Annotated in this window: 21 protein-coding genes; 7 read left to right on the top strand and 14 right to left on the bottom strand. The window is 28.0% G+C overall.

Annotated elements, in window-relative coordinates:
* Positions 1 to 254 precede the first annotated feature (254 nt).
* Positions 255 to 428, top strand: a complete 174-nt coding sequence (locus OIF33_RS05995) for a hypothetical protein (protein WP_322503315.1) — start codon at positions 255 to 257, stop codon at positions 426 to 428.
* Between the two features lie 116 nt (positions 429 to 544).
* On the opposite strand, the gene OIF33_RS05990 is transcribed toward OIF33_RS05995, so the two are convergent.
* The 4 genes from OIF33_RS05990 to manA form a co-directional block, all read right to left on the bottom strand.
* Positions 545 to 1324, bottom strand: a complete 780-nt coding sequence (locus OIF33_RS05990; protein ID WP_322503314.1) for a serine hydrolase — start codon at positions 1322 to 1324, stop codon at positions 545 to 547.
* A gap of 226 nt (positions 1325 to 1550) precedes the next feature.
* Positions 1551 to 2651, bottom strand: coding sequence for a 6-phosphofructokinase (locus tag OIF33_RS05985; protein WP_322503313.1), 1101 nt, complete (start codon positions 2649 to 2651; stop codon positions 1551 to 1553).
* A 214-nt stretch (positions 2652 to 2865) separates the two neighbouring features.
* Positions 2866 to 3780: an undecaprenyl-diphosphate phosphatase gene (locus OIF33_RS05980; protein ID WP_322503312.1), complete on the bottom strand. Its 915-nt coding sequence runs from the start codon at positions 3778 to 3780 to the stop codon at positions 2866 to 2868.
* 309 nt (positions 3781 to 4089) lie between these two features.
* On the bottom strand, positions 4090 to 5067 hold the full coding sequence (gene manA / locus OIF33_RS05975; RefSeq protein WP_322503311.1) for a mannose-6-phosphate isomerase, class I: 978 nt from the start codon (positions 5065 to 5067) through the stop codon (positions 4090 to 4092).
* A gap of 259 nt (positions 5068 to 5326) precedes the next feature.
* On the opposite strand from manA, the gene OIF33_RS05970 reads away from it, so the two are divergent.
* The 4 genes from OIF33_RS05970 to OIF33_RS05955 all read left to right on the top strand — a co-directional run bounded on the left by OIF33_RS05970 (position 5327) and on the right by OIF33_RS05955 (position 8180).
* A complete protein-coding gene (locus OIF33_RS05970; RefSeq protein WP_322503823.1) occupies positions 5327 to 6682 on the top strand; it encodes a Mur ligase family protein in 1356 nt (451 codons plus the stop codon).
* A gap of 18 nt (positions 6683 to 6700) precedes the next feature.
* Entirely contained in the window at positions 6701 to 7432 is a 732-nt protein-coding gene (locus OIF33_RS05965) for a type 1 glutamine amidotransferase (RefSeq protein WP_322503310.1), read from the top strand.
* Positions 7433 to 7774: 342 nt separating this feature from the next.
* The gene (locus tag OIF33_RS05960) at positions 7775 to 7963 is read left to right on the top strand and encodes a hypothetical protein (protein WP_322503309.1); all 189 of its coding nucleotides are present in this window, start codon (positions 7775 to 7777) and stop codon (positions 7961 to 7963) included.
* 19 nt (positions 7964 to 7982) lie between these two features.
* Positions 7983 to 8180: a hypothetical protein gene (locus OIF33_RS05955; protein WP_322503308.1), complete on the top strand. Its 198-nt coding sequence runs from the start codon at positions 7983 to 7985 to the stop codon at positions 8178 to 8180.
* A gap of 19 nt (positions 8181 to 8199) precedes the next feature.
* Here OIF33_RS05955 and OIF33_RS05950 read toward each other — a convergent pair whose 3' ends face one another.
* The gene (locus tag OIF33_RS05950) at positions 8200 to 9102 is read right to left on the bottom strand and encodes a DUF2156 domain-containing protein (RefSeq protein WP_322503307.1); all 903 of its coding nucleotides are present in this window, start codon (positions 9100 to 9102) and stop codon (positions 8200 to 8202) included.
* A 252-nt stretch (positions 9103 to 9354) separates the two neighbouring features.
* Here OIF33_RS05950 and OIF33_RS05945 point away from each other — a divergent pair, with 252 nt between their 5' ends.
* Entirely contained in the window at positions 9355 to 10620 is a 1266-nt protein-coding gene (locus OIF33_RS05945; protein ID WP_322503306.1) for a VanW family protein, read from the top strand.
* Between the two features lie 37 nt (positions 10621 to 10657).
* Here the strand turns inward: OIF33_RS05945 and OIF33_RS05940 are convergent, their stop codons facing one another.
* The 4 genes from OIF33_RS05940 to OIF33_RS05925 form a co-directional block, all read right to left on the bottom strand.
* The gene (locus OIF33_RS05940; RefSeq protein WP_322503305.1) at positions 10658 to 11428 is read right to left on the bottom strand and encodes a putative ABC transporter permease; all 771 of its coding nucleotides are present in this window, start codon (positions 11426 to 11428) and stop codon (positions 10658 to 10660) included.
* 54 nt (positions 11429 to 11482) lie between these two features.
* A complete protein-coding gene (locus OIF33_RS05935) occupies positions 11483 to 11893 on the bottom strand; it encodes a hypothetical protein (RefSeq protein WP_322503304.1) in 411 nt (136 codons plus the stop codon).
* A 115-nt stretch (positions 11894 to 12008) separates the two neighbouring features.
* Positions 12009 to 13505: a glutamate/gamma-aminobutyrate family transporter YjeM gene (gene yjeM / locus OIF33_RS05930; protein ID WP_322503303.1), complete on the bottom strand. Its 1497-nt coding sequence runs from the start codon at positions 13503 to 13505 to the stop codon at positions 12009 to 12011.
* A gap of 257 nt (positions 13506 to 13762) precedes the next feature.
* A complete protein-coding gene (locus OIF33_RS05925; protein WP_322503302.1) occupies positions 13763 to 15097 on the bottom strand; it encodes an APC family permease in 1335 nt (444 codons plus the stop codon).
* A gap of 335 nt (positions 15098 to 15432) precedes the next feature.
* On the opposite strand from OIF33_RS05925, the gene OIF33_RS05920 reads away from it, so the two are divergent.
* Complete coding sequence (locus OIF33_RS05920; protein WP_322503301.1) at positions 15433 to 16011, top strand: metal-binding protein; 579 nt, start codon at positions 15433 to 15435, stop codon at positions 16009 to 16011.
* 36 nt (positions 16012 to 16047) lie between these two features.
* Here OIF33_RS05920 and OIF33_RS05915 read toward each other — a convergent pair whose 3' ends face one another.
* The 5 genes from OIF33_RS05915 to OIF33_RS05895 form a co-directional block, all read right to left on the bottom strand.
* Positions 16048 to 17481, bottom strand: coding sequence for a HAMP domain-containing sensor histidine kinase (locus OIF33_RS05915; protein ID WP_322503300.1), 1434 nt, complete (start codon positions 17479 to 17481; stop codon positions 16048 to 16050).
* Entirely contained in the window at positions 17468 to 18145 is a 678-nt protein-coding gene (locus OIF33_RS05910; protein ID WP_322503299.1) for a response regulator transcription factor, read from the bottom strand. The genes OIF33_RS05915 and OIF33_RS05910 overlap by 14 nt, the downstream gene beginning before the upstream one ends.
* Before the next feature lie 140 nt (positions 18146 to 18285).
* A complete protein-coding gene (locus OIF33_RS05905; protein ID WP_322503298.1) occupies positions 18286 to 19548 on the bottom strand; it encodes a 2-hydroxyacyl-CoA dehydratase in 1263 nt (420 codons plus the stop codon).
* An 8-nt stretch (positions 19549 to 19556) separates the two neighbouring features.
* Positions 19557 to 22484 carry an acyl-CoA dehydratase activase-related protein gene (locus OIF33_RS05900; RefSeq protein WP_322503297.1) on the bottom strand — a complete coding sequence of 976 codons (2928 nt, stop codon included), beginning with the start codon at positions 22482 to 22484 and terminating at the stop codon, positions 19557 to 19559.
* Between the two features lie 287 nt (positions 22485 to 22771).
* Positions 22772 to 24760 carry a YgiQ family radical SAM protein gene (locus OIF33_RS05895; protein WP_322503296.1) on the bottom strand — a complete coding sequence of 663 codons (1989 nt, stop codon included), beginning with the start codon at positions 24758 to 24760 and terminating at the stop codon, positions 22772 to 22774.
* Positions 24761 to 24806: the final 46 nt, after the last annotated feature.

Here is a 24806-nt window from a genome sequence, read left to right as displayed (position 1 = left end):
TTTTATGTCAATAAACTTTTAGCATTTATTTCTATTAAAATTTTTAACGTAAAAAAAAATAACTATTTATACATTTAATTATACTGTAACCTAAATAAAGTAGAAAAAAGTAAATTAATTAGCTATAATAATTGAAATAAGTATTCTTTTCATATATTGATTAACGACTTAGTCTCAAGCTTTGTTTTAAAGACTAATATGAATAATTTGCAATCTATTTAGTAAATGAAGAATATACTTGGAAGGAGATAATTATGGAAACTATAATAACTGTGTTAATAGTAGCCTTATGTGTTTATATAATATTAAAGGTAGCTGCTAAGGCATTAAAAGTAATTGCATTTTGTGTTATTGTATTGATTGTATGTATTTACCTAGGAATACTTCCTGCCGACATAATTCCAAACTTTGGAATAACAATCACTTAGTAAGTTTATACCTCTTCTTATTTAACCTTTAATTGCTCTAGTAACAATATAAGTGTCTATATACTCAATACTCATAAAAAATTAAACCCTCATAAATCGAGGGTTTAATGTTAATTTTAATGCCAATTGTTCATGATTGCATCCCACATCATTTTACCAGATTTTGCCAAAGTAACAGTTCCATATACAGAATTAGGAATTCCGCTAGACATAACTGTACAAGCAAAATTTCCTTTTTGAGTATGAATTAATTCAGTGTCATTTTCTACACCTTTTTTATCTCCAGTTTTACTTGATATATCAAACTTAAGATTATCTGGTATATATAAAGCTAGTTTGTTTTTAATCTGTTGTCGTGTAAGTATATCTATAAGCATCTGAGAGTTCTCTGTACTTAAGAAAGATCCTTCGCTAAGTTTTCTCCAAGCTAGAGTTAAATCATAAGCTGTTGTATAATTTTCTATATCTGATTTGAAATTTCTTTCATCAGCGGTCTTTCTATTAAGCTCAGTATTTTTCATTCCTAACTCTTTGATGATTTCGTTTATTTTATTCATGCCAACTAAATCAATTATTTTATTAGCTGCTGTATTATCACTTTGTATAAGCATTGCTACCAAAAGTTCAAATACAGTATATTCTCTTTCTCCAAACTCGTGTATTATTCCAGTTCCATAGACTTTGTCTGAACTTTCTATTTTAACTTTATCTAAAAAGTCTATTTTACCATCTTCTACTTGTTTTATAAGAGCTATAGCTATAGGTAATTTCATACAACCTGCTGAAACCATTTTAACGTTTTCATTGTAACCATAAGTATAACCACTCTTTAAATCCTCAAAGAAAAAGCTATACGAACCGATTCTGCTCTCTAAATATTTTTGAACTTCTTTCATAAATACCCACCAGCTTTCTTTTAATGTTGCTTTTAATGTTGCCTTGTTTAAAGTGTACCATATTTTCAGAAAATTTTGAAGTATTAATTGTAAATTTTTTCTTGTTAACGTTTAAACATTTATTTTAATCCCTTTAAAGTATTAGCAATTTTAATCATTAATATAAGTAAAATTTTACTAAATAGAAAATAAAACACTCATCATATAGATGAGTGTTTTTATACTCTTAATCAGCAAAACTAATTCCTATACTTTTTGCTGCTTTTACCATTTCTCCTTCTGGATCTACATCCTTAGTATATCCAATTACATTTTCTAAACTTTCAAAAGATATGTTATTTCCTTTTAATGCAACCATATTCCCGAATAAATTACTATTGATAAGTTCAACAGCTTTAACACCATATCTAGTAGAAAGTATTCTATCATAAGTAGAAGTGTTTCCCCCTCTTTGGATATGTCCAAGAACAGTACTTCTTATCTCATGATTTTTTATTAATCCTTCTAAATCATTAGCTAGTTTATTAGCAATCCCACCTAATCTTATTGGATCTGGACTATCATCAACTATTTTAGAAACAACTATTTCTCCATCTTTAGGTTTTGCTCCTTCTGCAACCACAATAATTGTAAATTGTTTTCCGGCTTCTTCTCTTTCTCTTACTTTTTCAACTATCTTATTTATATCATAAGGTATTTCAGGTAGTAATATTACATCTGCTGAACCAGCTATACCTGATTCTAAAGCAATCCAACCAGCATTTCTTCCCATAACTTCTAAAAGCATTATTCTATGATGTGACTCAGCTGTAGTATGAAGTCTATCTAAAGCTTCTGTAGCTATTTCTGTTGCAGTATTAAATCCAAAAGTTACATCTGTAGCTAATAAATCATTGTCTATTGTTTTAGGAACTCCTATAACATTTACTCCTTTTCTTGAGAAGTCTCTTGCTGAAGTTAATGTTCCATCTCCTCCAATAACAACTAAAGCATCAACGCCTTCTTTCTTTAAATTAGCAACACCTATATCAGAAACATCTCTTTTTACTATCTCACCATTTTCATCTTCAACTTGATAATCAAATAGGTTGTCCTTATTTGAACTATGAAGAATTGTTCCTCCTCTATGAAGTATTCCAGAAACAGAATCAAGATCTAATTTGATAAAGTCATTATTATAAAGACCTCTATATCCAAATTTATAACCTATAACTTCATATCCATACTGTAAAATTGCAGTCCTAGTTACAGCTCTTATTACTGCGTTTAATCCAGGACAATCTCCTCCGCCTGTTAGTATAGCGATTTTTTTAATTGGTTGCATCATATAAAATCCTCCTCTAAACAATCTTATATCATAGTTTGTAAGTTTTTTACAATTACCCTTTAAGTAAATGATATCATATAAACGTTTTTATGAAAAGCAAAATTATTTTAAAAATTAAGAAAAATCAAGTTTTTTTACTTAAATATTAGTAAAACTATTATTAGTTGTAAAAAAATAAAAAAAGACAAGGATCTTAATTCCTTGTCTTTTATAATTAACTAATTACACCAGTAAATATTAATATAGCTAATAAAATACCTGCAAATACTCTGTATATAGCAAAGATTCTCATTGGCTTTTTCTTTAAGTAGTTTATAAACTTGTTTATAACAACTAATGAAACTATAAATGCAACTATAAATCCTAATATTAATGCAATCCAGTTTGTTGCATTCATTTGAGAATAATCAAACTTAAATAAATCTAATCCTGATGCTCCAATCATAGCTGGTATTGCTAAGAAGAATGTGAATTCAGTAGCAATTGTCGTATTTAATCCAGAAATCCAACCTCCCATGATTGTTGAGGCACTTCTTGACATTCCAGGCCATAAAGAAAGACATTGGAAACATCCAACTAGTAATGATTGTTTATATGATATTTTATCAATATCTTTTACAACTTTACTTCTCTTAGCTCTTCTTCTAAAGTTATTTTCTACAACTATAAGTAGGATACCACCTACTATGAATCCTATAGCCACAGTTTTAGTTGAAAATAAATATTTTTTTATTTCATCATGGAATAAAAGTCCTAAAATAGCTGCTGGTATTGTTCCTATAATAACATTTATACCAAATCTAAATCCAGTTTCTGATTTAGCAAGTTTACTTTCATACAGTCTTTTATCTCCTGAAGTTTTAGATAATATAAATGCAAATATGTAGCTAAAAAATTCAACTACTGAATCACTTATCTTTCTCCAGTATAAAACTACAACTGCTAGTATGGCACCTAACTGAATAACAACTTCATACATTTCAGGGAATCCACCTGATTGTGTATTAAAATGAATAAGGTCACCAACTAAAATCATATGTCCTGTTGAGGAAACAGGAACAAACTCTGTAAGACCTTCAACAACTGCGATTATTAAGGCCTTAAATATGAATAAAAAATCAATTCCCATAACTACACTCACTTTCTAATAATTAAGTTTTACTTTTCTATTATAATTTCATTAGTTAAATTTGTCCACTTTTACATATATATAAATAAAAGAGCATATCTAAAACCAATTATCTCAATAATAAGTAGCAATTTTTATTAATTCAGAATTTAATATTCCAAATAAATTATTCATAACCATTGATTATTTTTAAATCAGTTTCGATATACTCTTTTCTAATTATATATACTTAATTTTATAATTATTATATAAATAATACTCTCATGAAGAGGCACTATCTTAAAAATTTCAAATTAAATAAATACTATATTAAGCTTTTACTATTGAAAGAATTTCTTCTTCAACAGCGCCTTTTTTAGGAACATAACTCTTTAATAATGATATATTTCCTTTTAAAGCATATTTTCCTAATGATGCAGGTATGAATATACTATCACCTTTTTTAATTGATAATTCACCTTCTTCTGAAGTTACTATACCTTCTCCTTCAACACATGTAAATATAAAGAATCTTTCTTTATCACTTTCTTCTTCACATACTCCATGTATATCATATTTTTCTAATGAGAAGTATTCACATAATGAAAGATAAGTTTTGTCATATTGATCATATGATACTTTTAATCCTTTAGCCTTATCCCCTGTTAATGAGAAATCAATACAGTCTAAAGCTTTTTCAACATGGATTTCTCTTCCTCTGTTATAATCGTATACTCTATAAGTTGTATCACTATTTTGTTGAATTTCAGCTATTATAACTCCTTCACAGATAGCATGAACTAATCCACTTCTTACAAAGAAAGTATCACCTTTTTTTACTGGCACTTTATTTAAGTATTGATCAAATTCACCAGTTTCTATAGCTTTAACGAATTGCTCTTTTGTACAATCTTTTGTTCCTACAATTAGGTTAGCTCCTTCAAAAGCTTCAACAACGTACCAAATTTCAGTTTTTCCAAGTTCTCCTTCAACTCTCATTCCATATTCATCATTTGGATGAACTTGTACTGATAATTTATCCTTTGCATTTATTAATTTTACAAGTAGAGGAAATTTCTCTTTTGATATTTCAGTTCCTACTAAATCGCTTCCTAATTTATCTATTAATTGGTCTAATCTTAAACCTTTATATTCACCATTTTCAACTATACTCATTCCATTTGGATGGCAAGCAACATCCCAAGTTTCTCCTATCATTCCCTCTGGCATATTATCTCTAAAAAGTTCAAAATCTCTTCCACCCCAAACTTTATCATAGTATAAATTTTCAAATCTTATTGGATACATTAGTATTCCCCCTAGTCTAGTTTATTTATAATCATTTGTATAATTAATTCAATTTAATTATATCTTTCCTATATATAATACAATATTTCAATTCATATTTCATTGTAAAATTTCTAGTAAGTATAGAATAAATTCATTTAATTACTTACTAGTATAAAATTCCTTCCTTTTATTCAGGAATTAATATATTGGTAAATTAAACACTTTGTGCTATACTATAATAGTTTAAGAAGATTGACTAAAAAGTAATTGTAAGGTGGTGTTTAAAATAGCTATTAAATCTTATATAAGCATAATCTTATCTAAAATGACACAATTTATTTCAAAGAAAGTTTTTAAAGGTGGAACTAACTTTCCAGGTAAAGTAGCTTTAAAAATTGACAGAAACATTTTAAAGGTAGTTTCTCAAAATTATAAAGTTATTTTAGTTACTGGAACTAATGGAAAGACTACTACTACTTCAATGATATATAATGTCCTTAAAGGTAATGGATTAGATGTTATAACTAATGCTACTGGAGCAAATTTATATCCAGGAATAGTTAGTACATTTGTAGCTAATTACAAATTCTCTTCAAATAAAGAGAGATATGCAGTAATAGAGGTTGATGAAGCTAACTTAAAATTCATAACTGAGTACATAACTCCAGAAATAATAACTGTAACTAATCTTTTTAGAGATCAGTTAGATAGATATGGAGAAGTTTATACTACTTTAAACAAAATATTAGAAGGAGTTGTTAAAGTACCAAGTACTACTCTTCTTTTAAATGGAGATGAATCTTTATTAGGAAGACTTGATGTTAAAAATCCTAAAGTTTACTACGGATTCGAAGTTTCTCCAAACAACAATAAGAATATAGAGATTAATGCAGATGCTAAGTTCTGTAAATTCTGTAAACAACCTTATTCTTATGACTTTATAACATATAATCATCTTGGAAGTTACTACTGTCCTAACTGTGGATTCAAGAGAGAAGATTTAAAATATAAAGTAGAAGAAATAGTAGAACTTACACCAGAAAGTTCTAAAGTTGTTATAAATGGTGGATTATTTACAATAACTCAACCAGGTACTTATAATATATATAATGCATTATGTGCTTATTCTGTTGCAAAAGAATTACATATTAGTGATGAAGTTATTCAAAAATCATTCTCTAACCAAAGTTCATCTTTTGGTAGACAAGAAACTATTAAAATAGGAGATAAAGAAGCAAGAATTATCTTAGTTAAAAATCCAGCTGGATATAATCAAGCTTTAGATACTCTACTTTTAAACTCTGAAAGCTTTGCTGCAGCATTCTTATTAAATGATAATTATGCAGATGGTAAAGATGTGTCTTGGATTTGGGATGTTGATTTTGAAAAATTAAATTCTATGGATTTAAATGAAATATTCATCTCTGGAATAAGAGCTTATGATATGGCTGTAAGATTAAAAATAGCTAATCTACCAGTTGAAAAGTTTGTAATCAAAGAAGATTTTGACGGCTTAACAGATGCAATCAAAAATTCTAAAGAAAATAAGATTTATATTCTTGCAACTTATACTGCTATGATTAACTATAGAAAATACTTACATGCTAAAGGTTATATTGAAAAGCTTTGGTAATTTAAAGGAGAGATTCACATGGAATTAAATATATGTCACTTATATCCAGACTTATTAAATGTTTATGGAGATGTAGGAAATATTTTAATATTAAAACATAGAGCTGAATTACGTGGAATCAAAGTAAATGTAATAAATGTTTCTATTGGTGATAATTTTGATAAAGATAATTACGATATAGTATTTTTCGGTGGCGGTCAAGATTTTGAGCAATCAATTGTATCAGATGATTTATTAACTTTAAAGAAAGATGTCTTAAAAGAATATGTTGAAGAAGGAAAAGTTCTTTTAGCAATCTGTGGTGGATATCAACTTTTAGGAAATTATTATACAGCTCCTACTGGAGAAAAAATTGATGGTTTAGGAATCTTAGATATATATACTGAAGGTGGAGATACTAGATTCATAGGTAATACAGTTATTCATAATGAAGAGTTCGATGAAACTTATGTTGGTTTCGAAAATCACTCTGGTAGAACATTTATTGGAGACTTACAGCCTCTTGGAAAATGTGTTCACGGTTATGGAAACAATGGTGAAAGTGGTTATGAAGGATGTATTTATAAAAATACTTTCTGTACTTATTTCCACGGTTCACTTTTATCTAAGAATCCAGAACTTGCAGATAGAATTTTAACATTAGCTCTTAGTAGTAAGTATGATAATATTTCATTATCACCTTTAGATGATACTTTCGAAATTAAGGCTAAGAATGTTATGATAGATAGATTAAACAACGAAAATAAGTAAATTTTTAAAAACAGAGAGTTTTCTCTGTTTTTTCTTTATTTTTGGATTTTCCTTTTTTTGTTTTTTATCTTTTCTTTTTGTATTTTAATACTCATTTACGAGTATATTATTTAAGAGTAATATTCGTATTAAACTTGCAAAAATGGAGTTATAAACTTAAATTAGTATAATGAATAAAGTATTCTTTTATAAATAATTTTGATCAATATTATGAGGATGTATTTGACTTAATTCACTCTGTGAAAGGAATTGTAAGGGATTAAATTATGATATTTCCACTTATTCTTTATTTAAATATACATACTATATAAATGAAGAATATTTTAAGGTGGTGTTTTTTTTATGAGATATAATGCAAGAGATAATTTTAGACTTGCTATTGACGAGCTTTGTTCTTGTCAGAATCATTTAAATAATGCATATATGAGTATAACTAATAAAGAAAGTAAAACAGAAGTACATGCAGCCTTAAAAGCAATTGCTAGCACATTAGAGCATGCTCAAGATAATTATAATAACTATAAAGATTAATTTTTAAGAGGTGTTAATTATGGAAAACTTAGAAGAGAATGTAGAAAAAGAACTTATATTTGCTGTAAAAAATGCTCTTCATGCTCAAGAATACATAAATTTTGCTTTAAATACAGTTGATAAGACTGATAATAAACAACTCATTCAAAACACATTAAATCATGTAAATAAATCTTTAGATATGACAAAAACATCACTATATGGTTTTAAAGAATAAAATAAGGCTTAAAAAAGCCTTATTTTATTCTTACTAAATATTTTCTTTCAAAAAACTTAGGATTATAGGACATCTTTGATTTTCTTAAACCTAAAATCCCCAAATCATCTTCTCTATTAACATATTTTAAGTTAGAAGATGAATTTTTCAATAGACTATTGCTTATAAAAGCATAAGCTCCATTAAACTCTTTTAAACATTTCTCAACATGGACTATATATATATAATCATTAAATATTTCCCCTATAGATATGCCAATTAATTCTTCTCCGGCATAAAGCTCTATTAATTCAAGATTCAACTCTTCTAAAAAATTTATTAAATCTTTTGTTCCTTCTATCTCAGCTAAAAACTCCTCATCCATTTCCTCATTTTCTAAACACCATTTATCTAAAAACTTATAGCATTTAAGCTTTTCACTTTCCTCTAGAGATTTCTTAAATATAATTGTTTTATAATTATAGCTTTTGACAAATTGATTATACTTATTTTTCTTCTTTCTAAATTTTTTTCCTTTTAGAGCGATAAACTCATTATAATCGTATAGATAATCAAAGTTATTTATTTCTTCTTGAACTGTAAGCTCACTTCTATAAAGCCTTTGTAACCTAAAAAGAAATGATTCACTTACATCTCCAAATAGCCATTTCCCCTTTTCTATTTTTCTTGTGGAATCTAAATCTTCAATAAGATTTCTTAATTTCATATCGCTTATTTCTCCTAAAGGTTCCATGAAAAAATTGCCTTCATTTTTATCATATTTTTTAATAACAAAAATATCATTTAATATATCATATTCTATATTATTAAAATTTCTCCACATAAAAAGAGTTGTAAAAGAGTATTCACAGCTTAAAAACCTATTTTTCTCTATATATTTATTATAAAGATTCTTATCTTTTAAAGTAAGTTTTTTAAACATAATATCATTCAACCTTATCTTTATTAAATATAATATGAAATTTTCCTCAAACTTGTATATTATTTCTAAATTCTGTATTATAATTAAAAGTGATTGAGATAAAACCAAATAAACATTCAAAAATTTAATAAATATTAAAACTACCTAAATAAAGCAAATTATGTAAATTCTCCATATTTTATTTATATTTATTTGTTAATCTATATGTACATATTTTTATAATATTAATTAATTATAGTTGAGGTAATAAAAGTGAGAAGTAAGAGAACAGAAAAATTCAATTCCAAAAGGATAGCACTAAAGATTTCAATAGTACTAATAGCTTTATTTTTAGTTTTAGTTTCAGTAATTTTATTTAAAACCTATTCTAGTAAAGATATTACTTACGAACGAATTTATGTTGAAAACATAAATATGTCAAACTTAACTAAGGAAGACTTAAAAGAAAAAGTAACTGAGCACTACTCTAATTTATTAGATAATTTTAAAATAACCTTTAATTATAAAGATATGTTCAATGAGACTTTCTCAGCAAAAGATTTAGGATTCTTCTTTGATGTTAATGATATATCAGATGAGGTTTTATCTTTTGGAAAGGAAGGCAATATTTTAAATAATACCTTTCAAAGATTAAACTTAAAATATAATCCAAAGCACTTTAAGTTTAAACCTCAATCTAATTCTGAGGAATTAAGTGAAAAACTTTCTGAAATAAGTAATAAAATTGATAAAGAAAAGGTTGAACCAACTATTTCATTTTCAGGTGATACTTTAACAGCAACTAAAGAAGAGATTGGGTATAAGCTTGACTTAGACAAGCTTACCTCTGATATAATAAGTGATTTGGATACCAATAGTCACTATAGTCAAAACTGTACCATTGAAATACCGGTAGAAGAAATTAAACCTGAATTAACACAAGAAACAGTTAATAATATGGTTATTTTAGGTTCATATTCTACTCCTCTACCAAGTTTAAGTGGAGGTCGTACTGAAAATATACGTACCTATTTAAGTAAGCTTAATAATACAGTATTAATGCCTGGAGATATTTTCTCTGCTGATAAAGAAGGAGAAGATAGAACTGAAAGCAATGGTTACACTTATGCACCTGGTTATATAGGTAATAAGGTAGTTGATATTTTAGCTGGTGGAATATGCCAAGGTGTTACAACGCTTTATAATTCAGTCTTATATGCTGACTTAAAAATTGTTGAAAGATCTCCTCATAGTCTTCCAGTAACTTATGCTCCTATAGGCAGAGATGCAACTATGGCAAAAGATGTTGTTGATTTTAAATTCCAAAATAATACGAATAATCCTGTTATCGTTCAAACTTATATAACATCATCTGGTCAAGTAAAAGCTAATATTTGGGGTATAGATGAAGATCCTGAAAAAGAAATAGTAATAGCTGTTGATCAACATGGTCCTAAGTCATCAACAACTTATAAGGAAACTTACGAAAATGGAGTTTTAGTAAAAAAAGAAGTGTTATCTAAAGACAAATACAATTAAAAATAAAGGAAGTCTATTAATGACTTCCTTTATTTTTTTATTTATTCTCTTTTCTTAATTTTTGAAGTAATTCATTATATTTTTTATGTTTCATATTAGGGAAAGCTTTTAAAAGTCTTCTTTGAAGAATATTATTCTTTCTTAAAGCTCTTGCTCTATTTAACATATCTTCTTTTAAGCTAGTTTTATGTTTAAATTTCTTCATGGTAAGTTCTAGTTCTGTCTCTGTCTTATCTATAAATGATACTCCAAGCTCTTCAAATTCCTTAGACAATCCATGTAAATTGTGTAATTTCGAATTTAATTTAAGCATAGTATGAACTGTTATTACAAAGTCTACAGCAATAGTAGCTGTAAGAACTATTGTCACAACAAAAACTAACTTTTCTGGGAATTTACCAACAAAATCAACTATTATAGGATTTATAACTTCAACTAAAACCACTGATAATATACCAAATAGAGTTGAATTCAATAAACATACTCTACCGTGTATATTAAATCTATGCTTTGAATAATCCCACCATTTTGTATGAAATATTGCTTCTAATACAAAGGAAGTTATATATTCCAAAATTGACGTTATTATAACTCCTAAAATAAATACTACTATTACATTATTCTTATAATCATCTAAAAATGTTAAAACAAAAAAAGCTCCAAAGCCATATATAGGACATAGAGGACCGTTTAAGAAGCCTCTATTAGTAAATTTGTGATCTATTATAGAACAATATATAACTTCACATACCCATCCTAAAAAGCTATATATTATTATATATAGGATATTGTATATAACTCTTTCCATTTAATCGTAAAAAAGAGTACTTACCTCTTTTTTACCTTCACTTCCTTTCCTATTTTATTCATTATTTAATATATTCTCAGCTTCAGGAGATGCTATCTCCATTCCATATATTCCTAAATCATTTACCGTTGTTATATTCACAACAACCTTACCGGAAAACCCTTTTTGAAAATATCCTGCTAAAATTTCTTTATGGGAATCTCCTAAAATATCTGTATAATACATAACTAATGAACCACTTTCATCAGCTTTTACTTTTAATTCAGTGGACTTCCCTGCCTTTATGCTTGGCACATTTATGTTTTTACTATTATTGCTATAACTTATTTTTAGACCACTTATTTCTTTATTTGTCTTGTTATTAATGGTAATTTTAAAGGTAGAACTATCCTTTACCAAGTAAACTCCTACACTCAATAATAATATTAAGATAACTCCTAAAATAATTAATGTTTTTTTCTTCATATGCTACACTCTCCATTTTATTTACTGTTAAAATAATTATACTATAAAACTTCAAAAAGAATCCATATTAAGAAAAATAAGAAAAACAACATCTTTTAGGATGTTGTTTTTTAAATTATTTGTTTTTCAATTTCTTTTCATAGTTATGATAAAGTACAAATGCAATTATAGCAAATACTATTGGTCCAGTTATTTGGAATGCCATAGCTGTGTAATCTTTATCTTCAATAACAGGTTTTATTATTGTAAATAAGTTCGCGAAACCAATTGTGAAGGTTACTATTACTGACCATACTACTGAAGCCTTATATGATTTATACATAACAAATGGCTTTTGAATTTCTTTTTTCTTTTTAAATGCAGGGAAAGCACCTGATAAGAACATATATGGTATTGTCATAGCCACGTTACCCATTAATATTAAGTAACTAAAGAATTTATTCGCAGAATCTCCTCCGAAAGAAGCAACTAAGATAAATATTACAACAACGATACATTGAACCCACATAGCGTTTACTGGCATGTTATTTTTATTTAATCTTGTCCATTTTTCTGGCCATATTTCTTTAGGTGTTCCTTCTATTAACTGTTTAATAGGTGCATAACTTAAAGTGAAGAATGCTCCCATTAATGCTAGCATCATTGAAAGACCTATGTATCTTGCAAACCAAGCTCCTAATTGAAGTGAAGCTCCAGTGCTCATACCGAAAGTTTGTCCTAATTTTACACCTAAGTTTTGAATTACTATATATGCAACATTAGCTAAGTTAACATTATCTCCTGATAATGTTTCTTGCCAGTTTGTAAATAATCCAATACAAAGTATTCCAATAGCATATCCAACAGCTATTATTATAGATGCAATCATTAATCCCCTAGGGAAATTCTTTTTAGCATCCTTAGTTTCATCAACCAATCCACTAACAGCTTCTAATCCACCATAAGCAAAGACTGCAAAAACTAAAAATCCTAATACACCAATTGGTGACTGATAAGATGGATTTGGAGCATTAACAAAGGCTGAGGCGTTTATAGCCTCCGCTGGCTTGAATCCATTACCTGCAAAAACAATTATAGCACCAAGAATAAGTACTATGTTTGATAATGCAACAACAGTTCCCCCAATTGAAGTTACTTTTGTTATGTTCTTTAATCCTTTAGATGCTGCATAAGTAATAACTATTATAAGAATTGATCCTAATATAGCCATAGTTTGCGGAACACTTAGTCCTAATAAAGACCATGTACCTGTAGTGTCTTTTCCATATATAACATTTGAGAAAGGAATCCATATTGATGATGAGTTACTAACTAACCATATTAAGTTTGATGAATACCACATGAATGTAACTATGAAAGCATATTTAGGTCCTACAGACTTTGCCATCCATGAGTATATTCCCCCTCTTTCCTTTCTAAATGCTGCTCCATATTCTGCCATCATAAAAGCATATGGAATTGAGAATGCTAATGCTGATATTATGTACCATGGAATAGCACCATATCCCATTAAATAAAAGGCCTTTGGCATATTAGCAAAACCATATACTGATGTGAAAATCATTAATATAAGCGCTGTTAAAGACAATTTACTCTTATGTTCTGAGCTCATATTTTTCCTCCTTAGTTAAATTGTTGGATTATATGTAATTTATACGTATAATATATCATCTTAACATATATTTTAAATATTTTAAATATATTTTGTCTATTATAATAACAATTTATTAAAATATAGTTAATAAATTGGTTTTTTTTGAAATGTTATCAGAAATTTTTAGTTTTTTTATTAATTAATTTAATTTTTTCTAGTTTAATTAATAAAAATAAAAAAAACACTAAGAACAATCCTTCTTAGTGTTTTTTTATTTATGATAAATTTAAGCTTCTTTCTTTTATCTTCCAGAATGCCATTGCTGACAATAATAAAATTAAGCAGAATGAAGTATAAACCCAGAATAATGGATTACTCATACTTCCAATTAATATTATTAGAGAACCAACTGTGGCTAATATAGGATTTAAGAATCCTTTCCAAATTCCTTTTACTTCTCCACTTCTTCCCATATTAAATACTTTTACATATAATAAAATGTAAAGCACATAGTTTATTGTTATAGAAATCTCTGATATATCAGAGTTAGGAAGAACATTAAACTTTTGAGTTATATAATGTATCACTACCCAGAATAAAATTACTACTAAAGATATCATAGCTGAATTAACTGGTATTCCTAATTTATCGTTAACTTTAGAAATTTTATCTGACTTAGGAAACATTCCTCTTATAGCTAATGAGTATGGTAATCTTATCATTCCCATTAAAAGACCATTGACAGTTCCCATAATTGATATAATAACAAAAATTATAAATATTTTTGCTCCCATAGGTCCTAAAATTTTATTAGCTGCTAAATCTACGTGAGCGTCTCCAAGTTGCATTACCATTTCCGGTCCTACAAAAGTACTTATACCTACAAAGTAAGCTATGTATATAATAAGTATAAATAATGGTGCTATTATTAAAGCCTTTGGTAAGTTCTTTTTAGGATTTTTAATTTCATGCCCTATGGAAGTTGCAACGATCCACCCATCAAATGAAAAGGCAATAGGAGCTATTGCTGAAATCCATCCTAAAGACTGCATATTAGTAACATCAGTTGGATTTATACTTGTTGGATTTCCATAAACTAATCCTACTAAAGCTACAAGTATTAAAGGAATTAATTTTATTATTGTAGATGCATTTTGAAAATACCCTCCTGCTTTAGCAGATAAAACATTAAATAAAAATAATATCCCAACGACTGCTAGTCCAATTAAAACCTGTATTTCTAAAGTTCCCTCTATTCCAAAAAGCATACAAGTATATATTCCTGTAACCCATGAAACAACGGCTATAAGTGTTGGATAATATAATAATGTATGAAACCATCCAAATGAACATGCTACAGATTTATTATATGATTCCTCAGCATAGGTTATAATTCCACCAGCCTTTGAATTACGAGAAGCTAATTCTGAAATTGTAAGACTTCCAAATATGATACCAAGTGCGGCTATCGAAAAAACTAATACCCCTAAACTAATACTTCCGCCAGTTGCTATAAGAATATTGTCACTTTTAAAAAATATTCCTGAACCTATAACAACACCAACTATCATTCCAATTGTTGTAAATAATCCATATTTATTTTTATTCAAACGTACTCCCCCAATCTACGAATCATTTTAGCTTTTGTTAAATATTAAATTACTTATAAAATTAAGTTTTTATTAATACTATCACAAAGGTTATCCAGTAGTAAATATTAATTTAGAAATTTTAATAGATAAATAGTTAATTTTTATTAATTTAACTATTTATTAATATTTTCATATAAGAAAATCATGATATAAAATATAAAATACCATATCATGATTTATTATATGAAAATCTACCACTATTAAAGTTTTAATATGTTAATTCAATAAATTATGTGCTATTACTCCAAAATATGTTATATTATTATTATAAATATTTTTTGCGGGGTGATATTTTGGCAGCAGGAAAAACACATGACAAAATTACGGTTATTATGACCCCTTTCGTAGCATCCTTTTTTCTCTTTATAAACATGGTTTTCTTAGAGGATTTAGGAAGCAGTCTTGCCTTCACTATATTAGGCGTGTCCATATATATGTTTGGTGGATATATGTTTTCTGGAGATTTAGATATTAAGAGCAGAGAATTTAAAAGATGGGGTTACTTAAAGTTTATTTGGATTCCTTACCAAAAGCTATTTGAACATAGAAGTGTATTTACACACGGTTTTATATTAGGACCTATAATTAGAATAATTTATGTATCTATAATACCTATAACAATTTCTTCATTGTTATATTCTTTTTCTATAATTAGTGTCTCCACACCGGAAATGCTAAAATTAGTTGGAAGTTTTATATTAAATAATAAAGTTTTATTTTCAAACATTCTTTTAGCTTTATTTTTAGGTTCTGGACTTCATACTATAACAGATATAATTTATAGTTATTTTAAAAAGAAATTCTCTTACAGAAAGAAAAAATCATACAAGAAATATAGTAGGAATAAAAGAACTGCAAGAAAGGCAGCATAATAAAAAAAGGACTAGCTTCTCACTAGTCCTTCTTTATTATTTTATTGGTAATTCTATTATAAAATTACACCCTTTTAAAGGCCCTTCACTTAAATATATGATACCTCCATGTTTTTCTACGATTTCCTTACTTATGGTTAAACCTAAACCTGATCCACCCTTTTTAGAGTTTCTTGATTTTTCTTCTCTTACAAAAGGATTAAATATATCTTTTTTAATATCCTCACTTAACCCTATTCCATCATCACTGACTATTACCTTAACCCTATTCTCTTCTTTTATAAGAGATACTAAAAATCTCGTTCCATTTTTGTTGTACTTAACGCTATTTATTATTAAGTTTCCTATGGCACGCTCAAGTCTTTTAGCATCAAATTCTAAATAAACCTCTTCATCACATATCTCAAACTCAAAATCAAAATCTTTCTCTTCTAATAGATATATATAATCCGCAATTAAACTTCTTAAAAACTCACTTAAATCTTGTCTTCTTTTATCTAAGATAAACTCTGAACTTTGCAATGTATAAAATTCAAAGAGCTCCATTATCATTTCATTTGCTCTTTCTCCATTATTTTCAATTATATTTATGTATTTATTTAAATTCTCCTCACTGATATTAGGATTATTTTTTATAATGTTAGAATAACCTATTATGCTAGATAAAGGAGTTTTTAAGTCATGAGCTATATTTCTAACAAACTCTTTTCTAAGTCTTTCTGATGTCTCTTTTAGTTTTTTCTCTTCCTCTATTTTAGAAGCCATGTTGTTAAATGCATCTCCAAGCTCTTTAAATTCATTATTTCTTTCAATATTTATCCTAGTTGAGTAATCACCTGAAGCTAATTTTCTAACTCCATTCATAAGTTTATCTAAAGGCTTAGTAAATGTCTTTGATGTTAGTCTAGAATAAAGAATTAAACTTATTATAAATATAAAAATGTATAACACTACCATTATGTACACAAACACTTTAAAGCCTATTCTAGGACTTTTTATGAACATACTGGATAAATCTTCTTTAGGTATTCTAGTAAGAACAAAAAAATGTCCCTCTTTGCTATATCCAACATAAATAAAATAATCATTATCCATATTAGTGGCATTTATTTCATTAACTAAAATTTCTCCAAACTCTTCATTAGAATACTTATCTCTTTTTACCTTAGGAGTACCGATTGTTTTTATCACATTTAAATCCTTATCTATAACCTCAATCCAACCATCATGGTCTGTTATGTAATTTTCACTTATACTATCATAATCTTTATTCTCTATTTCACCTAGAATTATATCTGAAGTTTCTCCTTCTAAAGGCTCACTTTTCAAATATATAGCAATACCTGTTATAAATGAAAATATAAATATAATAGTAGTTATAATACTTATTAGTAAAAATACCTTAAGGTAATTTCTAAGTAGTATATTAGAAACCCTATATCTATTTTTTCTTAGATTAAATCTTTTCAAATCTATAACCTATCCCTCTTATCGTTTTTATTTTACAAGGATTTTTAGGATCTTCCTCTATTTTATCTCTCAAATGGCTTATATGAACCATTATAGTATTATCATCCCCTAAATAATCCTCTTGCCATATATTTTCATATATCTGTTTTTTAGTAAATACTCTTCCTATGTTATTCATTAACATTTCTAGTATTTTAAACTCTTTTGCATTTAAAGAAACTATTTCTCCATCTTTCTTCACAGTACATCCTTCTTTATCAAGTTCTAAGTTTCCAATCTTTATAAGTTCATTTTCTCCAGAGTATTTATAGCATCTTCTTAAGTTAGATTTAATTCTTGCCATAAGTTCTACTGGCTTAAATGGCTTTATAACGTAGTCATCTGCTCCTAACCCTAATCCTAATATCTTATCATCATCTTCGATTTTTGCAGTTAAAAAGATAACTGGAATTTGACTCCATCCTCTTAACATTTTCAATAAATTAAAGCCATCTATTCCATCCATCATAACATCTAATAATGCTAAGTGAATATGTTCCTTTTTTAATATATCTAAAGCTTCTAAGCCATTTACAGCTTTAAAAACAGTATATCCTTCCTTTAATAAGTGTAACTCCAAAAGATTTCTTATATCTTGTTCATCCTCAGCTATTAAAATATTCATATTACCCTCCTATAATAATTCCTTAAATACATTATAATATTAAAATATTATTTTTCTAAACTTATCTTATTATTTAAGATATTTTTAAGATTAAAAGGTCTCAAATAAAGAAACTTAATTTCTTATTTGAGACCTTTTAATTAACTATTTAATAAATACTCACTTAATTTAGCATTAGCTAACATTAATTTTATTCTATTTTCTTGATTGACCTTTGTTGATGAAGGGTCATAATCTACAACAACTATATTAGCCTCTGGATGCTTCTCCATTATCCCTCTAATCATTCCCTTTCCGACTATATGGTTAGGAAGACATCCAAAAGGTTGAGCACAAACAATATTATTTACTCCACTATTTATAAGTTCTAACATTTCAGCAGTCATAAGCCATCCTTCACCCATTTTAACTCCTCTTCCGATATATTCTTCAACGGAAGTCTTTAATTCTTTAAATGGAGCTGGTGCTCTAAACTTACTGTATTTCTTTATTGAATCTATCATAATATTTTGTAAATGCTCTAAATATGAACATCCAACCTTAGTGACCTTACTTGACACTTTTTTCATTCCATACAACTTATAATCTATTTCTGAGTTTGATAGACAATACATAAAGAAATCTGTCACTCCTGACATAACAACCTCTGCATTATCTTCTCTTAAGAATTTTTCTAAATCATTATTACCTAAAGGAGAATATTTTAAATATATTTCTCCTACAATACCAACTTTCACCTTTTCAGTTTGTTCTAATTCCAATTTAGAAAATTCTAAAATTATATCTTTGAATAATTCTCTTATTTTTAAATAACCTAAATTTTTGAATTTATTATTTAAAGTATTAATACATTTATCTAAGACTTCATCAGTTTCTCCCTCATTAATCTCATAGGATTTGCACTGATTATACATGTACATAAGTAAATCTCCATAATAAAGAGCATATATACATTTAAGTAATAATCCTGGATACATCTTGAAGCCTTCATGTTTCTCTAATCCACTTGCGTTTAAAGAAATTACTGGCACATGCTCTAAATTATTTTCTCTTAAAGCCTTTCTTAATAAATGTATATAGTTAGATGCACGACATCCGCCTCCAGTTTGGCTTATTATTAAAGCTGTTTTATCTGGATCATACTTTCCACTTTTTAAAGCTTCCATAAGTTGTCCAATTACAATCATAGCTGGATAACATATATCATTATGAACACTTTTCAATCCTTCGTTAATGGCACTATTTGTATCACCTTCAAAGAACTCTAATTTATAACCGTATTTTTTCATTATTCCAGATAAAAGTTTAAAGTGTATTGGCAACATTGTAGGAGCTAAAATAGTGTGAGTCTTTTTCATTTCTTTAGTAAATACTGCAAATTCGTTCTTAATTCCTATTTCCATTCTATCACCTATTCCTGTGCTATAGCCTCTAGCAAGCTTCTAATTCTTATCTTCGCTGCGCCTAAATTATTTGTTTCATCTATTTTTAATTGAGTATATATCTTATTATTTCTTTCTAATATATCTTTTACTTCATCAGAAGTTATGGCATCTGTTCCACACCCAAAGGATACTAGTTGAATAAGCTCAATATCCTTATTTCTTGCTACATAATAAGCTGCATTATATAATCTAGCTTGATATGTCCATTGATTTAAAATATTTACCTTTGGTTTTTCATGACTTAACTCAATAGAATCTTCAGTTAAAACAATAATCCCTAAGCTACTTAAAACCTTATCTATTCCATGATTTATTTCTGGATCTATATGATAAGGTCTTCCTGCTATTACTATAACCTTCTTATTGTTATTTTTAGCATACTCTATAAACTCTTTACCCTTATTTCTTATATCCTTAGTATATCTCTCATATTCTATATAAGCTTTTTCTAAAGCATTTTTAACTTCTTTTTGTTTTATATCTCCAAAAGTTTCACTTAAAATTTCATAAAGCTTTTTGCTTAATAGCTTCTTGTTATTTAAGCTTAAGTAATCCATAGTAAAATTATTTTTATTTAACTCTTTTACATTAGTCTTTAAAAGTTCTGGATAATAAGCTACAACAGGACAATTAAAGCAGTTATCTGCCATACCCTCATCGAAATTATAGCTCATACATGGATAGAATATATGCTCTATATTTTTACTTAATAAGTTTTCAATATGACCATGAGCTAATTTTGCTGGATAACATACAGTATCTGATGGAATTGTATGCTGTCCTTTTAAATACATTTTTTTATTAGATTGGTCAGATAAAACAACCTTAAATCCTAACTCCTTAAAGAAAGTAGCCCATAGAGGAATATTCTCATACATATTTAAAACCATTGGTAATCCTATAGTTCCTCTTGTTCCCTCTTCTAATGATTCATATTCTCTTAATTTTTTATATTTATATTGATACATATTAGGAATACTTTCTGCTACTTTTTTACCTGTTGGTCTTTCACATCTATTTCCTGAAATGTATCTTTCACCATCATTAAAAATATTTATTGTTAAATTACATCTATTAGTACACAAACCACACTTCGCTATTTTAGACTTATGTGTAAACTTTTCTAAATCTTCTTTAGAGATTATTTTACTTTCCTTTGAATTTTTTCTCTTTGCATAAAGCGCACATCCATAAGCTCCCATAAGTCCGGATATACTAGGTCTTATAACATTCATACCAAGTTCTTTTTCAAAGGCTCTAAGTATGGCATCATTATACATTGTTCCCCCTTGAACAATTATATTTTCACCTAATTCATCCACACTTTTAGCTCTTATTACTTTATAAAGAGCATTTTTTACTACACTAACAGAAAGTCCGGCTGAAAGATCTTCTACTGTTGCCCCCTCTTTTTGAGCTTGTTTTACTGATGAGTTCATAAAAACAGTACATCTTGATCCTAAGTCTGCTCCATGTTTAGCAAATAACCCTAATTTAGAAAATGTTTCTACGTCATATCCCATTTGATTTGCAAAACTTTCTATAAAGGATCCACATCCTGATGAACATGCCTCATTTAACATTATATTTGCTACAATCCCATTTTTTATTTTAAAGCATTTGATATCTTGTCCACCTATATCTAAAATAAAATCAACCTTAGGATTAAAGTGACTAGCTGCAATATAGTGTGCTACGGTTTCTACTATTCCAAAATCAATTGAAAAAGCTTTCTTTATTAATTCTTCTCCATATCCAGTTACTGCGCTACCTATGATTTTAATTTTTTCTCCACATATATTATAAATATGCTTTAATTCTTTTTTTACTACTTCAATAGGATTTCCTTTATTTGAACCATAATACTCATATAAAATATTATCCTCTTTATCTATTAAAACAACCTTAGTTGTTGTACTTCCAGCATCAATTCCTATGTAAGCTTCACCATTATAACTATTTATATCATTGCTTATTACTTTAGCTCTATTGTGTCTTTCTATGAATTCTTCATACTCTAATTCATCATTGAATAATGGATCGATCGTATTTATAGTTGAGATTTCATTATGGCTTTCTTTTATTATTCCTAATAATTCTTTGTATTCATATTCTCTATTACTTTCCTTAGAATATATAGCACTTCCAATGGCTACAAAAACTTGTGCATTTTCAGGAGAAACAACATCATTATCCTGTAATTTTAATGTTTTTATAAATCTTTCTCTTAATCCCTTACAAAAATATAAAGGTCCTCCTAAAAACATTATCTTACCTTCAATACTTCTTCCCTGTGCTAATCCACCTATAGTTTGATTTACAACAGATTGGAATACACTTGCAGAAATATCTTCTTTTCTTGCTCCTTGATTTAATAATGGTTGAATATCAGTTTTAGCAAAAACCCCACATCTTGAAGCAATCTCATATATATTCTCATGTTTAAGACTTAAGTTGTCCATTTCATCTACAGTAAGCCCCATAAGATGAGCCATTTGATCTATGAAAGCCCCCGTTCCACCTGCACAACTTGAGTTCATTCTCTCCTCAAAACCACCTGTCAAGAAGATTATCTTAGCATCTTCTCCTCCAAGTTCTATTGCTACATCTACATCATCATAATATCTTTTTATAGCCAATGTTGTTGCAAAAACTTCTTGAACAAAAGGCAGATTATATTCTTTTGAAATTCCATAGCCAGCTGATCCAGTTATAGCTATTTTAAACTTTTTATTCTCAATTAACCCTTTTATATTTTCTAGTTCTTCTATTAGCTTTTCTCTTACTTTTGAGTAATGTCTTTCATAATTAGAATAAATAACCTTATCCTCTTCATTTAAGACAATACATTTTAAAGTTGTAGACCCTGCATCAATACCTATTTTGTAATACAAAGTTAATATCACCTCTTTAATTAATAATTAATATCCTCTACTAATATTTTCAAAAAAATGAATAAATCTCAGAAAACCCATTCACATTTTGTTAATTCTTTATTAACTATATCATAAAAATATATTTATATCACCTAATTATAAGTTTTAATAATAAGCAAAATATAAGTTTAATTCATAAATTTACTTATTATCTCATTAAAATAAAGATTCCTTATTAACTTTAATATATGCACAAATGGTGATTATTAAGTACTTAACCCAATAACCACCATTTATATATTTAATTACCTTCTTTTCTTTCCCTTTGAACCTTTAAAACTTCTTTGTTCAGAACTTTTTGAATTAGAACCTCTTTGCTTTTTGCTATGTGAACTTCTCTTTTTATCTTCTGATACTCCTAGTCTTCCATTGTTATCCTTGGAGTTCTTTCTTCCACCATTTTTATGCCCATGATGACTTCTATTTCCTACACTGTTTTTATCCTTAATTAAGCACTTTGGTCCATTACCAATTAAATCTTCTCTTCCAGCCTTAACTAAAGCATCATAAACTATATTATAATTCTTAGGATTTTTAAATTGTAATAAAGCTCTTTGCATGGCTTTTTCTTCTTTACTTCTAGGAATATATACTTCTTCCATTGTTAATGGGTCTAGTCCAGTATAGAACATTGTAGTAGATAATGTTCCTGGTGTTGGATAAAAATCTTGTACTTGCTCTGGTTGATATTTAATATCTCTTAAATACTCAGCAAGCATAACAGCATCTTCCAATTTGCATCCTGGATGACTTGACATTAAATAAGGAATTATGAACTGTTTCTTTCCTAATTTCTCTGTAATTCTAAAGAACTTCTCTCTAAATTTATCATAAGTCTTTCCAGCTGGTTTACCCATGTATTTTAAAACATTTGGAGATACATGCTCAGGAGCAACTTTTAATTGTCCACTTACATGGTGTTCAACTAGCTCTTTAAAGAAAGTATCATCCTTATCAGCCATTATGTAGTCATATCTTAAACCTGAACGTATAAATACTTTTTTAATTCCTGGCAATTTTCTAACTCTTCTTAATAAATGCAGATATTCTTTATGGTCTACGTCCATATTTTTGCATATCCCCGGTGACATACATTGTTTATTTTTGCAAGCCCCTAAAGTTAATTGCTTTTTACAAGCCGATTTTCTAAAGTTAGCTGTAGGACCTCCTATATCATGGATATACCCTTTAAAGTCCTCATACTTAGTTATTTCTTTAGCTTCCTCTACTATAGAATCCTCACTTCTACTTGATACAATTCTTCCTTGATGGAATGTTATTGCACAAAATGAACAGTTACCTGAACATCCTCTTGAACTTACTACGCTGAACTTAACCTCTTCTATAGCTGCTATACCACCATCTTTTTCATAAATAGGATGATATGTCTTTTGATATGGAAGAGCGTAAACTCTATCTAGCTCTTCTCTTGTAAGAGGCATTTCAGGTTTATTTATAACAACATATTTTCCATTATGCTCTTGAACTAAAGTTCTTCCTCTTACAGGGTCTTGCTCTTCATATAATGTTTTAAAGCATTTAGCATAAGTTCTCTTATCTGTTGAAACATCCTTAAATGATGGTAATACTATATGCTCTTCATAGATTTCATCTAAGCTATCAGCTATGTAACATGTTCCTGGTATATGTCTTATGTACTTTCCATCGAATCCTTGATTTAAGAAATCAGCTACTTCAACAATTTGTTTTTCACTCATTCCATAGATTAAAAGATCCGCTCCACTATCAACTAATATTGATTTTCTTACTTTATTTTCCCAGTAATCATAATGAGCAAATCTTCTTAAACTAGCTTCAATTCCTCCAATTACAATATTAACATCCTTATAAGCTTCTCTTATTTTATTACAATAAACTATTGTAGCTCTATCAGGTCTCTTCCCCATTTCCCCCTTAGGAGTATATAGGTCTTTTTTTCTTAATTTCTTACTTACTGTGTAGTGATTAACCATAGGGTCCATATTTCCCCCATTAACTAGAAATCCTAGTCTAGGTCTACCTAACTTTTTAAAATCATCTACAGACTTCCAATCTGGTTGAGCTATTATTCCCACCTTATATCCTGCGTTTTCTAAAACTCTAGATATAATGGCTGTACCAAAACTATGGTGGTCTATGTATGCATCTCCTGTTACTAGGACGAAGTCACACTGTTCCCAACCTCTTTCTATCATATCATCTTTGCAAATTGGCAAAAACTTATTTTCACTCATTTCTTCACCTACTTGTCTCTTCTTAAGATTATTTATGCAAAATAGC

It is taken from the genome of Clostridium sp. LIBA-8841 (genome assembly GCF_034439435.1).
GTDB lineage: Bacteria > Bacillota > Clostridia > Clostridiales > Clostridiaceae > Sarcina.
The sequence above is the reverse complement of the archived record's forward strand: the minus strand, read 5'-3'. Positions and strand labels throughout refer to the sequence as shown.